Here is a 13,634-nt window from a genome sequence, read left to right as displayed (position 1 = left end):
CGTGTCATACACCGATCTCACTGGCAGCGCTATAATATGGCCAGTTGGGTTAAAGAAAATGAAGGAGGTTGAAATGGTTGCGCGAATACTCGCAGCACTTCTGTTTTCAGTGGCTTTCGTTCAGCCTGCTCCCGCAGAGACCTTTGTGGATGGAGGAACCCAGATGTCCTCAACCCATGTATGCGGTCGCAGCAACGCGGTAATGAAGGGCGCGCACGTAGGAAAAAACCTGTTCCTGTGTACTGATCAACTCATCTGGACCTCGGCGAGTGGCATCGCCACAGCTTGGTTTCCTGTCTATATTCAATCCGACGTCAAGTCGAACTACTACAATGGTTCCAAATATCAGTCGCATGGAATGGCAGCTTGCCCGCCCGGTTTCGCCATGGCCGGATTTAATGAACGTCTGAACATTTTGGCATGTGTAGATGTTGCCCGTTCCGCGCCAAGCGGGGCCAAGTTGCAACAATGGGTTGATGGGCACACGCAGTTTCGCACGGGGTCCGTAACCATGCACGCGTGTCCGGGCGACGGGTCCTTTATGGTCGGCATCCACGTTGGAAAAAACTTGTTTTTGTGTGGGCGCTATCAGTAACTTAGATGGTCGGTTGTACCGCACCGTGTCGGTTGATCGGTGTTGAGTGCCGCTTTCCAAAGACTTCTTATGGCGTTTCTTTCGTGCAGCGTCTGCTTCTTGGCAGGCGCTTTTCTGGTGTTGTGATTCGGGCAGGTTTTGAACGTCCAAGAAGCCCTTGGGCATGCCATGGCGTTCGGAGCGTAAGGCGTCAAACCAGGTGAGCGCAGCTTTTTGCTTTGAAGATGTTTGTAGGTTTTCCTGATCCGGTTCTTGACTCACCCTTCCCTCCCCCTTACCTATCCGCCGTTAGCACTCGGGAGAGCTGAGTGCTAATAGCCGCGCGCCAGATGGGCGGGCGGTTTGGGAGAAACAAGAGACTCACTCGTAAGGAGCCAAAAGATGGCATTTACTCCGCTTCATGACCGCGTGGTTGTGCGCCGCGTTGAAGGCGAAGAGAAAACCGCAGGCGGGCTGATCATTCCCGACAGCGCCAAGGAAAAGCCCGCGGAAGGCGAGATCGTATCGGTTGGCGCAGGTCTGCGCGACGACGATGGCGACCGCATCAAACTGGACGTCAAAGCAGGTGACCGCGTGTTGTTCGGCAAATGGTCGGGCACCGAGGTTCAGATCGACGGCGAAGAGCTGCTGATCATGAAAGAATCCGACATCATGGGCATCATTGGCTAAGCCAGATGACCCCGTTCGCGTAGAGCGGTGGGCTCATCCCCACCCTACGAGTTCAAATATTTTAAGGAGCAAGCACAATGGCTGCTAAGGACGTGAAGTTCGATACCGACGCCCGCAATTCCATGCTGAAAGGCGTCAACATTCTGGCTGATGCCGTCAAGGTCACGCTGGGCCCGAAAGGCCGTAACGTGGTTCTGGACAAATCCTTCGGCGCACCGCGCATCACCAAGGACGGTGTTTCGGTTGCCAAGGAAATCGAGCTGGAAGACAAGTTTGAAAACATGGGTGCGCAGATGGTGAAAGAAGTCGCCAGCCGCACCAATGACGAAGCTGGCGACGGCACCACCACTGCAACGGTTCTGGCCCAGGCCATCGTCCGCGAAGGCATGAAAGCCGTCGCAGCCGGCATGAACCCGATGGACCTGAAGCGCGGCATCGACCTCGCCACGGCCAAGGTTGTGGAAGGCATCGTGGCGTCGGCCCGCGAAGTCAAAGACAGCGACGAAGTTGCCCAGGTTGGCACCATTTCGGCCAACGGCGAAGACGAGATTGGCAACCAGATCGCAGACGCGATGCAAAAGGTTGGCAACGAAGGCGTGATCACCGTCGAAGAGAACAAGGGTCTGGACACCGAGACCACTGTTGTTGAAGGCATGCAGTTCGATCGCGGCTACCTGAGCCCCTATTTCGTCACCAACCCCGACAAGATGATTGCAGACCTGGAAGACTGCATGGTTCTGCTGCACGAGAAGAAACTCTCGTCGCTGCAAGCCATGGTTCCGCTGCTCGAGTCGGTGATCCAGAGCCAAAAGCCGCTGCTGATCATTGCCGAAGATGTTGAGGGCGAAGCCCTGGCAACGCTGGTTGTGAACAAACTGCGCGGCGGTCTGAAAATCGCAGCCGTCAAGGCACCGGGCTTTGGTGATCGTCGCAAGGCGATGCTGCAGGACATCGCAATCCTGACCGGTGGTCAGGTGATCAGCGAAGACCTGGGCATGAAGCTTGAAAACGTGACCATGGACATGCTGGGTTCGGCCAAGAAGATCGAGATCTCCAAGGACGAAACCACCATCGTTGACGGCGCAGGCGAGAAGGCCGAGATCGAAGCACGTGTTGCCCAGATCCGCACCCAGATCGAAGAAACCACCAGCGATTACGACCGTGAGAAGCTGCAGGAACGCGTTGCCAAACTGGCGGGCGGTGTTGCCGTGATCCGCGTTGGCGGCATGACCGAAGTGGAAGTGAAAGAGCGCAAGGACCGTGTTGACGATGCCCTGAACGCGACCCGTGCGGCCGTGCAAGAAGGCGTTGTTGTTGGCGGCGGTGTTGCCCTGGTTCAGGCTGGCAAAGCCCTGAACGGCATGGAAGGTGCAAACTCGGATCAGACCAACGGCATCTCGATCGTACGCAAGGCCATCGAATCGCCGCTGCGTCAGATCGCCGAGAACGCCGGTGTTGACGGTGCGGTGGTTGCGGGCAAAATCCGCGAGAGCGACGATGCATCGTACGGCTTCAACGCACAGACCGAAGAGTACGGTGATCTGTTCTCGTTCGGCGTGATCGACCCGGCCAAAGTGGTTCGCACCGCGCTGGAAGATGCGGCCTCGATTGCTGGTCTGCTGATCACCACCGAAGCCATGGTTGCCGACAAACCGTCGAAAGACGGCGGCGCAGCCGGTGGCGGCATGCCCGACATGGGCGGCATGGGCGGCATGATGTAATCAGGTCGAATTCGCCTTGCGAATTCTGGCCAGCCCCGACAGGCAGATTTTCTGAATGAAAACCTGCCGAGAGGGGTGACCGCAAGAAAGTTGGAAAGGGCGTTCCGTATGGGGCGCCCTTTTCCTTTGCACGTGGCGATGTAGAGTAGCGGCAAAAGGAGATATCGATGGTTCAATCCAACGATTTCATGCGAGCAATGAATCTAGGTGAAGAGGCCGAGGTCGAGCAGTTGTTGCAGAAGGCTTTTCGCGGCAATGACGAGGCCAGGCTGGTTCGGCTGCTTCGCAAACACGGTGCGATGGCAGGCGAGATGGTAGTCACCGATGAACGGGGGATTGCCGGTTACCTGGCCTTGTCCGAATTTGTTGCGCCTAAGGGCTGGCTGTGTCTTGCCCCAGTTGCGGTGCGCCCTGAGCTGCAGGGGCGCGGGATCGGGCGGCGGATGACGGGGCTTTTGACAGAGTGGGCGCGTCTGGCGGGGAAGACGGTGGTGGTTCTGGGCGAAGTCGAGTTCTACCAGCGCGGTGGGTTCAACGCGGCGCGCGCGGCGGGGCTGACAAGTCCGTATCCCATTGAACATACATTGCTTGCCGGGCCGGGCGAGGACACGCCAGAGGTGGAACTGATTTATCCAAAGGCGTTTTCTGCGCTGTGACGCGCGGCTCCTTTGCGCCCGTGCGGGATGACAGGACGTGCATCACGCCCTAGCTTGGTATCCAAAGGAGTCACCCCATGCGCAAACTACAAATCCAGGGCGTTCACCACATCACCCTCACCGGAGCGGACCGGCAGACCAGCATCGATTTCTGGGAGGGCGTACTGGGCATGCCTTTCGTGTTCGACCAGCCCAATCTCGATGACCCGAACGAGGGGCATCTCTATTTCGATCCCGGCGATGGGCGGTTGATCACAGTGTTCACCAATGAGGCCCGAACCCCCGACAAGCGGCGCACGCCGACCGAACCGGGTTGTGTGCATCACCTGGCCTTCAATGTCAGCCGGGCGGTGTTTTCCCAGGCCGTCGAACGGCTGGAAGAGCGCGGGATCGGGCATTCCGGGGTGCGCGACCGGGGCTTCATGGACTCGATCTATTTCAAGGATCCGCTTGGGTTGCTGATCGAGTTGGCGACGTACAAGTTCGAGCCGCCCGAGGGATTTACCCATGCCCAGGTGATGCTGGAGGCGCACAAGCTGCGGGTGGCGCGGGGGGATTACAACATTCAGGAAATCCATCTGGCTGATGCCATCGAGGACATGGTGGCCCGGCGCAACGGGACACTTTCCGAGGACCGCGGGGCCAAGAACCCCTATTGATGCGGCTCTTCTTGCTCACAACGCTGACCATGGTGGCCTTTGCCGCCAACTCGGTTCTGAATCGGTTGGCGCTTGATGGCGGCGAAACCGGGCCGGCGAGCTTTGCCCTGATCCGGCTGGTGGCCGGTGCGGTCATGCTGATGGCGCTGGTGGCACGGCGGCAGGGGGGATTGGCACCGGTTGCGCGCTGGCCCGGTCGGGCCGGGCCGGGGATGTTGGCGCTCTATGTTCTGGGGTTTTCCTTTGCCTACGTCACGCTGGGCGCCGGGGTCGGGGCGCTGATCCTGTTCGGCGGGGTGCAGGTGACGATGTTTGCAGGCGCAGTTCTGGCCCGTGAGACAATTCCGGTGCAGCGATGGCTGGGGGCGGGGTTGAGCTTTGCGGGGCTCGGTTACCTGATGTGGCCCGCGGGCGGGACCGCGCCCGATTTGATAGGGGCAGCGTTGATGGCGGCGGCGGCGCTGGGCTGGGGTATCTATTCGCTGATCGGGCGCGGGGCGCGCGATCCGCTGGGGGCAACCGCAGCGAATTTCCTGTGGGCTGCACCGGTCGGGGTGCTGGTCTGGGTGATCCTGCCGGATAGTGTCGACGCCGCTGGAGCAGGGCTTGCGGTTCTGTCCGGGGCGATCACGTCCGGGCTGGGCTATGCGCTGTGGTATACGGTGCTGCCCGGGTTGGGGGCCAGCCGGGCGGCGGTGGCGCAATTGACCGTGCCGGTGATTGCGATTGCAGGTGGGGTCGTGTTCTTGGGGGAAGAGCTGAACCTGCGAGTGGTTTTGGCGTCCATCATGGTTTTGGGCGGTGTCGGGCTGGCGAATTACGCTTTCACGGGCCGGCCCCGCCGCTAAGGGGTGGGGGACAGTGGTCGGTTGGCGTGGCTTTGCCCCGGGGTGGGCAAAATTTTTCGAGAAATTTTGGCCGCGCCTGACGCTCAGGCTTTCACCAACCGCTCCAACGGATCATAGCCGATCCCGCGGTTGAACGCGGCATCAGGCAGGCCGTCGGGCTTGAACCGAATGCCCGACATCTCGGTCCGCGTGAACCAGCGGCGACGGTGGACGATGTTTTCGGGATCGCGCCAGTCGTCGGAGAGGTCGCCGGACACGATCTTGCAGCGGAAGAACACCTCGACCTGGTGAAAGCCGTCATCGGGGTTGTGGAACTCGTTGATCAGCGCCGGGGGGCCGACGGAAATGCTAAGGCCGGTTTCCTCGTGAACCTCGCGTATCAGGTTGTCGGGCAGAGAGCTGTGTTTCTCGACGCCGCCGCCGGGGGCGCACCACAGATCCGTGGCCGGGCCGGGAAAAGCGTTGACCAGCAGGAGCCTGTCATCGTTCAGGATCAGAGCGCGGGTGGCAAGGCGTATGGGGCGTGACGTCATGGGGTCTTTCATAGGCAGGGGTTTCGGCATATCTCAAGCGCTATGAGGTGGTTTTTTCTTGTCCTGATGCTTTTGCCTGCCGCTTCTCGGGCGGACTGCGTGGTGTTGCTGCATGGGCTGGCGCGGACTGAGACCTCGTTCATCGTGATGCAGGAGGTGCTGGAGGCCGAGGGCTACAAGGTGGTGCGCCCGGGGTATCCGTCGACCCGGGAAACCATCATGTCGCTGATGGTCAAGACGCTGCCGCGGGCGGTGGATGAATGCGGCAATGACACGGTCAATTTTGTCACCCATTCGATGGGCGGCATTCTGGTGCGGACCTGGCTTGAGACCTACAAGCCGCCGAACCTGGGCCGGGTGGTGATGCTGGCCCCGCCGAACCAGGGCTCGGAATTGGTGGATGTGCTGGGCGACATCAAGGTGTTCGGTTGGGTCAACGGGCCCGCCGGGATGCAGCTTGGCACCGGGCCGAAATCGCTGCCACAGCACTTGGGGCCGGTGGAGTTCGAATTGGGGGTGATTGCCGGGAACCGTTCGATCAGCCCGGCCTTTTCGGTGATCATTCCGGGGCCGGATGATGGCAAGGTGTCAGTCGCGTCGACAAGGGTGGACGGGATGGATGATCACCTGGTGCTGCCGGTGACCCATACCTTTCTGATGAACAACCCGCTGGTGATGGCACAGGTGGTAGAGTTCCTGCGCCACGGCCGTTTCGATCACGAATTGAAGATGGGCGATCTGGTCTGGGGGAATGGCGAGTGAGCTTGTCACTGTGTTTCGACGGGGCCGAAGTGCTGCGGCCCGATGGGTTGGCGCATGGACCATTGGCGATTGATGGAGGCATGATCGTTCCCGACTGCGATGGCAAGCGGGTGGATCTGAGCGGCTATCGCATCCTGCCGGGGATCGTCGACATTCACGGAGACGGGTTCGAGCGGCATCTGGCGCCGCGCCGGGGGGCGATGAAGGACATGGCGGGCGGGTTGATCGCCGCCGAAGCCGAGCTGGCCGCGAATGGCGTTACGACCGCCGTGTTGGCGCAATTCTATAGCTGGGAAGGGGGCTTGCGCAGTCCTGACTTTGCCGCGCGGATGCTGGAGGCGCTGGGCGCGGTGCGCGGTGATGTGGTCACCGATCTGCGAGCGCAGCTGCGGTTCGAAACCCACATGTTGGAGGATTACGCCGCCTTCGAGGCGATGGTTGAGCGGTTCGGCGTTGGCTACGTGGTATTCAACGATCACGTCCCGCATGAGCGGCTCGAGGCTGGGCGACGACCCAAGCGGCTGAATGGAACTGCGCTGAAATCCGGGCGCAGCCCCGAGGCGCTTTTGGCGCTGATGCAGGCTTTGCATGGGCGGCAGAGCGAGGTCCCCGAGGCAGTTGGGGCGCTGGCGGCGCGGCTTGCGGAGAAGGGCGTGCGGCTGGGAAGCCATGACGATTGCAGTGAAGCGGATCGGGCCGAGTGGCGCGCGTGCGGGGTGTCGATTGCTGAGTTCCCGGAAACGGCAGAGGCGGCGCAGGCGGCACGTGCGGGGGGAGACGGGATCATCCTGGGCGCGCCCAACGTGATGCGGGGCGGCTCGCACAATGGCAATGTGTCGGCGCTGGAACTGATCACGATGGGGCAGTGCGATGCGCTGGCCTCGGATTATCATTACCCGTCACTCAGACGGGCGGCGCTGTTTCTGGTCGAAGCGGGGGTCCGTGATCTGGCGGCGTCCTGGGCGCTGGTGTCGAGCGGACCGGCGCGGTTGCTGGGATTGGAGGATCGCGGGTCTCTGGACGCGGGCAAGCGGGCCGATCTGGCGGTTCTGGATGGCTACAATCGGCTGTGTGCAACGATCAGCGGTGGGCGGATCAGCTATCTGTCAGGGGATCTGGCGGGGCGGTTGATCTGACGCCGATGATGGTGTCCCTTGGGTGATGAAACCGGGAAGGGATGCAAAGATGATCGTGAAACAGCTGGATGACATTCTGGGCACGAATGACCACGTTGTTGGGGAGGCGTTTGAAAGCCGTCGTATCCTGCTGGCAGCAGATGGGCTTGGCTATTCATTGCATGACACGGTGGTGGCACCGGGGTCGGTGCAGGTGCTGGAATACAAGAACCACGTCGAGAGCAACTACTGCATCGCAGGCGGCGGCACGGTGGAAAACGTGGCCACGGGCGAGGTGTTCCCGCTGCGGCCCGGATCGCTTTATACGCTTGATGGTCATGAGCGCCACATCATCCGGGCGGGGGATGATGGGCTGCGGTTCATCTGCATCTTTACCCCGGCGCTTACCGGCCAGGAGGTGCATGACGAGGATGGCAGTTACGGTTTGCCGGAGGGGTGAAATTGCCGCCCTCGGGCGTCTCCCGCCCGTTCAAAGGTTGTGATTGGTGTGGATGGTGCACCTGCCCACCCCGACGCCGCTCGGGCGGCAATGCGGATGCGTGTGGCTGGCTCAGGTCTGTCGATCCGAGGGGTGGTTGACCCCGTCATGCCAGGGCAGTGGTTCCCATTCTGCCGGGTTCACTCCTTCCAGGGCACCAAGATTGACGCCGTATTCATTCGGGTTCGAGCGGCGCTGGTGATGGGTGTAGATGCCACAGGTCTTGCAGAAGTGATGCTGTGCGGTGCCGGTGCCCCAGGTGTAAAGTGCCAGGTTGTCCGCGCCTTTGACGATTTCGAGGGCGTCCAGCGGCACGGTCAGCGTCGCGGCGGCCCGGCGGCGGCAAAAGGAGCAGTCGCAATGGCGCGCCTGGTCAAACGGCACCGAGGGGGTGACGCGCAGCTCGACGGCGCCACAATGGCAGGTCAGCTTCATCGCTGTCATCTGCGTCTCCTGCGGATGGTGGGGATGTCCGACGGGTCATAGACGGCATCCGGGTGGGGCGGATGGAACTCGTTTTCGTCCCAGTAACTCTTACCACCGCGGCGCAGGAAGACCGGCAGGGTCAGGATGGCGCCCACCACGAAGCCGCCGGCATGGGCCCAATAGGCCACGCCGCCGGCGTTCGCATCCGCGGCAATGCCACCGAAAAACTGGATCGCGAACCAGATTGCCAGCATGATCCAGGCCGGGATGGTGAAGATTTTGAAAAAGATGATGAAGATGGCGATGATGTCGATCTTGGCCTTTGGGAAGAGTAACAGATAGCCCCCCATTACCCCGGCGATCGCTCCCGAGGCGCCCACTGTCGGCACCAGCGATCCCGGCGCCGAAAGCACATGCACCAGGCCTGCACCAATCCCGGCGGCGAGGTAGAAGGCGAGAAAACCCAGATGGCCCATCTCGTCCTCGAGATTGTCGCCAAAAATCCACAAAAACAGCATGTTGCCGGCGATATGCATCCAACCGCCATGCAGGAACATCGAGGTTACAAGTGTTTCAAGCCCGTCGCCGTGGGTGATACGCGCGGGCAGGATCGCCCAGTCGAAGAAGAAGGCATTGAGCGCCCGCGGGTTTTCAAACAAGCCGACATAGGACAGGAACACCACAACATTAATCACGATCAGTGCGTAAGTGACATAGGGCGTGCGGCCCGACGGGTTGTGATCTCGGATCGGAAACATGCGGGCACGCTAGCGGGTTTGACCGGATGGGGGAAGCGGGAATGATCGCTTTCCGAGGTGGCGCGCGGATCGGTTGGAATGCGTTTTTTAGTCAAAGAAAGTGACTGGGGCCATAGCTTTTTCTCGGGGAAAATACTCGAGAATGGGCGTAGTCGCCGATGCTTCGCTTCAGGTAGAGCACGGCGGGGGCAGCCATCTGCGGCCGAGCGAAGCGAGGCCCCCGGGCGACGCCGCAGGCGGCGCAAAACCTCAGGCCTGGCAACGCAGCCAAAAGCGGCGCAATCCTGCTTTCAGCACGGCAGGCACACCACCGGATACCCTGCTCCCGAGCTTTGGCGCGGGGGCCAGGCTGGCGTCAGGCGGCCCCGCCCAGAAGAGCGGCATTGCCGCCCGAGGCGGTGGTATCGACGCAGACATGGCGTTCATGCATCAGGTGGCCTGCGTCGGGCATGCCGGTGATCAGCGGCAGGATCGGGCCGGGGCGCGAAGCCAATGCGCGGGCCAGGTCGCGGGCGGGGGCCGTTTCTCCCCAGAATAGCGCGCCGGAGAAGCCGGTGAGGTCGGTCAGAGCCGCGGGTTCCAACCGACCCGTGGCGATCACGGCGTGACCACCGAGAGATTGAACCAGCCGGGCTTGCTCGGCAGCCGCTTCGTTGCCGGGGCCCATACAGATGAACGGTGCACGGGCGAAGCTGCTCAGGCGGTTCGATTCCCCGGTCGGGCCGGGCAGGACGAGGGTTTCCCGGGCGGTGTCCGACGGCTTGGAGGCGTTGAGGGCCGATTGCAGCGTGGCGGCCGGCATTGGGGCGGACCAATCGTCTGCGGCCTCGTGCGCAGGGTTGGAGGTGAAGCGGGCCAGGTAGTGAGGTCCGCCTGCCTTGGGGCCAGTTCCTGAGAGGCCCTCGCCGCCGAAGGGTTGGCTGCCGACGATGGCGCCGATCTGGTTGCGGTTGACATAGATGTTGCCTGCCTCGATCCGGTCCGAAACGTGTTGCACCCGGTCATCGATCCGGGTTTGCAACCCGAAGGTCAGACCATAGCCGGTGGCGTTGATCGCATCGATGACGTCGTCCAGTTCGCTGGCCTTGAATGTGGCGATGTGCAGGACGGGACCGAAGATTTCGCGTTCCAATGCGGCGATGCCCGGCACGCGGATCAGGGTGGGGGCGATGAAATGGCCGGCGTTCGGCGTGCGCAACTCGTGCAACAGCGTACCTGCGGCGCGGGCGGTGTCGATATGGGCGGCGATGCCGGCGCGGGCCTCTTCATCAATCACCGGGCCGAAATCGGTCGACAGGTGCCAGGGTGCGCCCATCGACAGCTCCGACATGGCCCCCTTGAGCATTTCGGTGAACGAAGCGGCGATGTCTTCCTGCACATAGAGGCAGCGCAGGGCCGAACACCGCTGGCCTGCGGATTGAAAGGCGCTTTCGATGATCGCTTGCACGGCCTGTTCGGGCAGGGCTGTGGAATCGACGATCATCGCGTTGAGGCCGCCGGTTTCGGCAATCAGCGGCGCGCCGGGGGCGAGGTTTTCGGCCATGGCACGGCGGATGATCTGCGCGGTTTCGGTGGAGCCCGTGAAGGCGACGCCGTCGACGCGCCGGTCCGAGGTGAGCGCAGCGCCCACGGCCCCGGCACCGGGAAGGAGTTGCAACACGGAACGTGGCACACCGGCCTCGTGCAAAAGCTGCACGGCGCGGTGGGCGATCAGGCCGGTCTGTTCGGCGGGTTTGGCCAGAACGGCATTGCCTGCGGCAAGGGCCGCGCTGATCTGGCCGGAGAAGATCGCCAGCGGGAAATTCCAGGGGCTAATGCAGGTGAAGGTGCCAGCGGGGGCGTCAGAGGGGGCGTTGGCGCTGTAGTAGCGCAGGAAATCCACCGCTTCGCGCAACTCGGCCACGGCGTCGGGCAGGGTTTTGCCGGCCTCGCGGGCCAAGAGCGCGAACAGCTCGCCGAAGTGCGCCTCGTAGAGGTCGGCGGCGCGGGCGAGGATGGTGCCGCGCTCGGCCGGGGTAGCGTTCCACGGGGTGGCCGCGGACAAGGCAGTTTCGATGTCTGCAGTGCTGGCAAAAGCAACGGTGCCGGGGAAATCGGCCGGATCGGCCGGGTTGCGCACCGGATGCGCGGTTTCAGGTGCGGCATTCCCGGCCAGAAGCGGGGCCGCATTCCAGATGTGGGCGAGGAACGACGCGCGGGTTTCCTTGATCAGCGCCAGTGTCGGCACGTGGGTCAGATCGTAGCCGCGCGAATTGGGGCGTTCGGGCTGGAACAGCTCGGGGCCGGTGGGGAGTTGCGGCTTGGGCGCTTCGAGGGCGGCGAAGGGGTCGCGGGCGACGTCGATCGCGGGCACCTCTTCGTCGACGATCTGGTTGACGAAAGAGCTGTTGGCACCGTTTTCCAAAAGACGACGGACGAGATAGGCCAGCAGGTCGCGATGCGCGCCAACGGGCGCGTAGATGCGGCAGCGGGTCTGATTGGCCTGCATGACGATACCATGCAGCGCCTCTCCCATGCCGTGCAGGCGCTGGAATTCAAAGGCGGCATTGGGCACCTCCATGCCGCCCGCCATGTCGAGCACGGCGGCGACGGTATGGGCGTTATGGGTGGCGAATTGCGGATAGATCCGGTCGGTCATCGACAGAAGCTTGCGGGCGTTGGCGATATAGCTGACATCGGTGGCGGATTTGCGGGTGAAGACCGGGAAGCCGGGCAGGCCCTCGACCTGGGCGCGCTTGATTTCCGTGTCCCAGTAGGCGCCCTTGACCAGACGGACCATCAGGCGGCGGTCGGTCTTTTCGGCCAACGCATGCAGATGGTCCAGAACCAGACCGGCGCGTTGGCCGTAAGCCTGCACCACCACGCCGAACCCGTCCCAACCGGCCAGCGCGGGCTCGGAAAGCACGGTTTCGATGACTTCGAGCGAGAGCGACAGGCGGTCGGCCTCTTCGGCGTCGATATTGAGCCCCATGCGCGCCGATTTGGCGAGGATGGCCAGCGAACGCAGGCGCGGAACCAATTCCTCCATCACCCTTGCGTGCTGGGCGATTTCGTAGCGCGGATGCAGCGCCGAAAGCTTGACCGAGATGCCGGGGTTTTCGCGGATGTCGTCCGAGGCGCAGGCCGCAGCAATGGCGGTAATGGCACGGGAATAAGCCAGATGATAGCGGGCGGCATCGGCATCGGTGCGGGCGGCCTCGCCCAGCATGTCATAGGAATAGGTGAAGCCCTTTTCTTCCATCCTGGCGGCCCGCTCCATGGCACCGGTGATGGTTTCACCCAGCACGAATTGCTTGCCCATTTCCTTCATGGCGCGACCGACGGCGGTGCGGATCACCGGCTCGCCCAGGCGTTTGACGGCACCGCGCAGGGTGCCGATCAGGCCGGGTTCGGGATCGTCCAGCACACGACCGGTTAGCATCAACGCCCAAGTCGAGGCGTTGACCAGGGGAGAGGTGGATTGGCCAAGGTGACGGCCCCAGTCGGAGGGTGCGATCTTGTCCTCGATCAGGGCGTCGATCGTGTCGGCATCCGGTACGCGCAACAGCGCTTCGGCCAGGCACATCAGAGCGATGCCTTCGTCGGTCGAAAGACCGTATTCGGCAAGGAAAACCTCCATCAGGCCGGGGTTCGATTCACCGCGGATCGCGGTGACCAGATCGGCGGCGCGGCTGACGATGCGGGCGCGGTCGTCCTCGGACAGGGCAGCTGTCCGGGAAAGCTCGGCAACGACGGTGGCCTCGTCTGCATAGGTGGCGGTGTCGAGAGCGGCGATGTGGGGTGGAAGGGGCATGGCGTACTCCTGTCGTTTGGCATAAGGTATCATGCGAAAAGCAGGCGATTTTCCTGATTGATCGTAAAAAAGAGGTCAAAATGGCTGAAGTTCGAGAGATTGACGGTCTGGATGGGTTGGATCGGTTCGATCGGAAGATTCTGTCGGTGCTGGCCAGCGACGGCAGGATCAGTGTGACAGACCTTGCCCGGCGGATCGGCCTGTCGAAATCACCGACGCAAGCGCGGGTGAAGCGGCTGGAGGATAACGGCGTGATCCTGGGCTATCGGGCGCTGTTTGATCCCATTGCGATGGGGCTGGATCATGTGGCCTTTGTCGAGGTGCGGCTGAACGACACCCGCGAGGCGGCGCTGGCAGCGTTCAACGCCGCGGTGGCCAAGATTCCCCAGATCGAGCAGGCGCATATGATGGCGGCCGGATTCGACTATCTTTTGAAGGTACGCACACGCGACATGCATGATTATCGCCGCGTGTTGGGGGAAGAGATTTCCAGCTTGCCGCATGTGGCGGGGACCTCGACCTATGTGGCGATGCAGGCGGTCAAGGAGAGCGATATCGCCGATGTGATTTGACCGATGCGCCGTTTGGCGCATGATCGGG

The 13,634-nt window shown here is 62.3% G+C and carries 14 protein-coding genes; 10 read left to right on the top strand and 4 right to left on the bottom strand.

What is annotated here, in order from left to right:
• Positions 1 to 58 precede the first annotated feature (58 nt).
• The 6 genes from RXV86_RS07665 (at position 59) to RXV86_RS07640 (ending at position 5,148) form a co-directional block, all read left to right on the top strand.
• A complete protein-coding gene (locus RXV86_RS07665; protein WP_316298882.1) occupies positions 59 to 595 on the top strand; it encodes a hypothetical protein in 537 nt (178 codons plus the stop codon).
• A 381-nt stretch (positions 596 to 976) separates the two neighbouring features.
• A complete protein-coding gene (locus RXV86_RS07660; RefSeq protein ID WP_316298880.1) occupies positions 977 to 1,264 on the top strand; it encodes a co-chaperone GroES in 288 nt (95 codons plus the stop codon).
• 77 nt (positions 1,265 to 1,341) lie between these two features.
• Positions 1,342 to 2,985 carry a chaperonin GroEL gene (gene groL / locus RXV86_RS07655; protein ID WP_316298877.1) on the top strand — a complete coding sequence of 548 codons (1,644 nt, stop codon included), beginning with the start codon at positions 1,342 to 1,344 and terminating at the stop codon, positions 2,983 to 2,985.
• Between the two features lie 167 nt (positions 2,986 to 3,152).
• Positions 3,153 to 3,641 (top strand): N-acetyltransferase, encoded by a 489-nt coding sequence (locus RXV86_RS07650; protein WP_316298875.1) that lies wholly within the window; start codon positions 3,153 to 3,155, stop codon positions 3,639 to 3,641.
• Between the two features lie 77 nt (positions 3,642 to 3,718).
• Positions 3,719 to 4,300, top strand: coding sequence for a VOC family protein (locus tag RXV86_RS07645; protein ID WP_316298873.1), 582 nt, complete (start codon positions 3,719 to 3,721; stop codon positions 4,298 to 4,300).
• Positions 4,300 to 5,148: a DMT family transporter gene (locus tag RXV86_RS07640; RefSeq protein ID WP_316298871.1), complete on the top strand. Its 849-nt coding sequence runs from the start codon at positions 4,300 to 4,302 to the stop codon at positions 5,146 to 5,148. Before RXV86_RS07645 ends, RXV86_RS07640 begins: the two co-directional genes overlap by 1 nt.
• 83 nt (positions 5,149 to 5,231) lie before the next feature.
• Here RXV86_RS07640 and RXV86_RS07635 read toward each other — a convergent pair whose 3' ends face one another.
• Positions 5,232 to 5,681: an NUDIX hydrolase gene (locus tag RXV86_RS07635; protein WP_316298869.1), complete on the bottom strand. Its 450-nt coding sequence runs from the start codon at positions 5,679 to 5,681 to the stop codon at positions 5,232 to 5,234.
• Positions 5,682 to 5,723: 42 nt separating this feature from the next.
• Here RXV86_RS07635 and RXV86_RS07630 point away from each other — a divergent pair, with 42 nt between their 5' ends.
• Genes RXV86_RS07630 through RXV86_RS07620 form a run of 3 tightly spaced genes read left to right on the top strand, consistent with a single transcriptional unit; the run spans position 5,724 to position 8,018 of the window.
• Entirely contained in the window at positions 5,724 to 6,443 is a 720-nt protein-coding gene (locus RXV86_RS07630; protein WP_316298868.1) for an alpha/beta fold hydrolase, read from the top strand.
• Positions 6,440 to 7,579: an alpha-D-ribose 1-methylphosphonate 5-triphosphate diphosphatase gene (locus RXV86_RS07625; protein WP_316298866.1), complete on the top strand. Its 1,140-nt coding sequence runs from the start codon at positions 6,440 to 6,442 to the stop codon at positions 7,577 to 7,579. Before RXV86_RS07630 ends, RXV86_RS07625 begins: the two co-directional genes overlap by 4 nt.
• Before the next feature lie 49 nt (positions 7,580 to 7,628).
• On the top strand, positions 7,629 to 8,018 hold the full coding sequence (locus RXV86_RS07620; protein ID WP_316298863.1) for an ectoine synthase: 390 nt from the start codon (positions 7,629 to 7,631) through the stop codon (positions 8,016 to 8,018).
• Positions 8,019 to 8,129: 111 nt separating this feature from the next.
• On the opposite strand, the gene RXV86_RS07615 is transcribed toward RXV86_RS07620, so the two are convergent.
• The 3 genes from RXV86_RS07615 to putA all read right to left on the bottom strand — a co-directional run bounded on the left by RXV86_RS07615 (position 8,130) and on the right by putA (position 13,034).
• Positions 8,130 to 8,501, bottom strand: coding sequence for a GFA family protein (locus RXV86_RS07615; protein WP_316298862.1), 372 nt, complete (start codon positions 8,499 to 8,501; stop codon positions 8,130 to 8,132).
• A complete protein-coding gene (locus RXV86_RS07610; RefSeq protein ID WP_316298861.1) occupies positions 8,498 to 9,241 on the bottom strand; it encodes a rhomboid family intramembrane serine protease in 744 nt (247 codons plus the stop codon). Before RXV86_RS07610 ends, RXV86_RS07615 begins: the two co-directional genes overlap by 4 nt.
• Before the next feature lie 355 nt (positions 9,242 to 9,596).
• Complete coding sequence (putA, locus tag RXV86_RS07605) at positions 9,597 to 13,034, bottom strand: bifunctional proline dehydrogenase/L-glutamate gamma-semialdehyde dehydrogenase PutA (RefSeq protein ID WP_316298859.1); 3,438 nt, start codon at positions 13,032 to 13,034, stop codon at positions 9,597 to 9,599.
• Positions 13,035 to 13,114: 80 nt separating this feature from the next.
• Between putA and RXV86_RS07600 the strand changes: the two genes are divergently transcribed.
• Positions 13,115 to 13,606: an Lrp/AsnC ligand binding domain-containing protein gene (locus RXV86_RS07600; RefSeq protein WP_316298857.1), complete on the top strand. Its 492-nt coding sequence runs from the start codon at positions 13,115 to 13,117 to the stop codon at positions 13,604 to 13,606.
• The last annotated feature ends 28 nt before the right edge of the window (positions 13,607 to 13,634 follow it).

The organism is Aliisedimentitalea sp. MJ-SS2, from assembly GCF_032586155.1.
GTDB lineage: Bacteria > Pseudomonadota > Alphaproteobacteria > Rhodobacterales > Rhodobacteraceae > JAWHTC01.
This window is presented reverse-complemented; position numbering and strand designations above follow the sequence as displayed.

Coding starts and splice junctions, on each gene's coding strand:
- RXV86_RS07640 (WP_316298871.1), top strand. CDS start 4,300: ATGCGGCTCTTCTTGCTCACAACGCTGACCATGGTGGCCTTTGCCGCC.
- groL (WP_316298877.1), top strand. CDS start 1,342: ATGGCTGCTAAGGACGTGAAGTTCGATACCGACGCCCGCAATTCCATG.
- RXV86_RS07615 (WP_316298862.1), bottom strand. CDS start 8,501: ATGACAGCGATGAAGCTGACCTGCCATTGTGGCGCCGTCGAGCTGCGC.
- RXV86_RS07645 (WP_316298873.1), top strand. CDS start 3,719: ATGCGCAAACTACAAATCCAGGGCGTTCACCACATCACCCTCACCGGA.
- RXV86_RS07600 (WP_316298857.1), top strand. CDS start 13,115: ATGGCTGAAGTTCGAGAGATTGACGGTCTGGATGGGTTGGATCGGTTC.
- RXV86_RS07620 (WP_316298863.1), top strand. CDS start 7,629: ATGATCGTGAAACAGCTGGATGACATTCTGGGCACGAATGACCACGTT.
- RXV86_RS07665 (WP_316298882.1), top strand. CDS start 59: ATGAAGGAGGTTGAAATGGTTGCGCGAATACTCGCAGCACTTCTGTTT.
- RXV86_RS07650 (WP_316298875.1), top strand. CDS start 3,153: ATGGTTCAATCCAACGATTTCATGCGAGCAATGAATCTAGGTGAAGAG.
- RXV86_RS07635 (WP_316298869.1), bottom strand. CDS start 5,681: ATGACGTCACGCCCCATACGCCTTGCCACCCGCGCTCTGATCCTGAAC.
- RXV86_RS07610 (WP_316298861.1), bottom strand. CDS start 9,241: ATGTTTCCGATCCGAGATCACAACCCGTCGGGCCGCACGCCCTATGTC.
- putA (WP_316298859.1), bottom strand. CDS start 13,034: ATGCCCCTTCCACCCCACATCGCCGCTCTCGACACCGCCACCTATGCA.
- RXV86_RS07660 (WP_316298880.1), top strand. CDS start 977: ATGGCATTTACTCCGCTTCATGACCGCGTGGTTGTGCGCCGCGTTGAA.
- RXV86_RS07630 (WP_316298868.1), top strand. CDS start 5,724: ATGAGGTGGTTTTTTCTTGTCCTGATGCTTTTGCCTGCCGCTTCTCGG.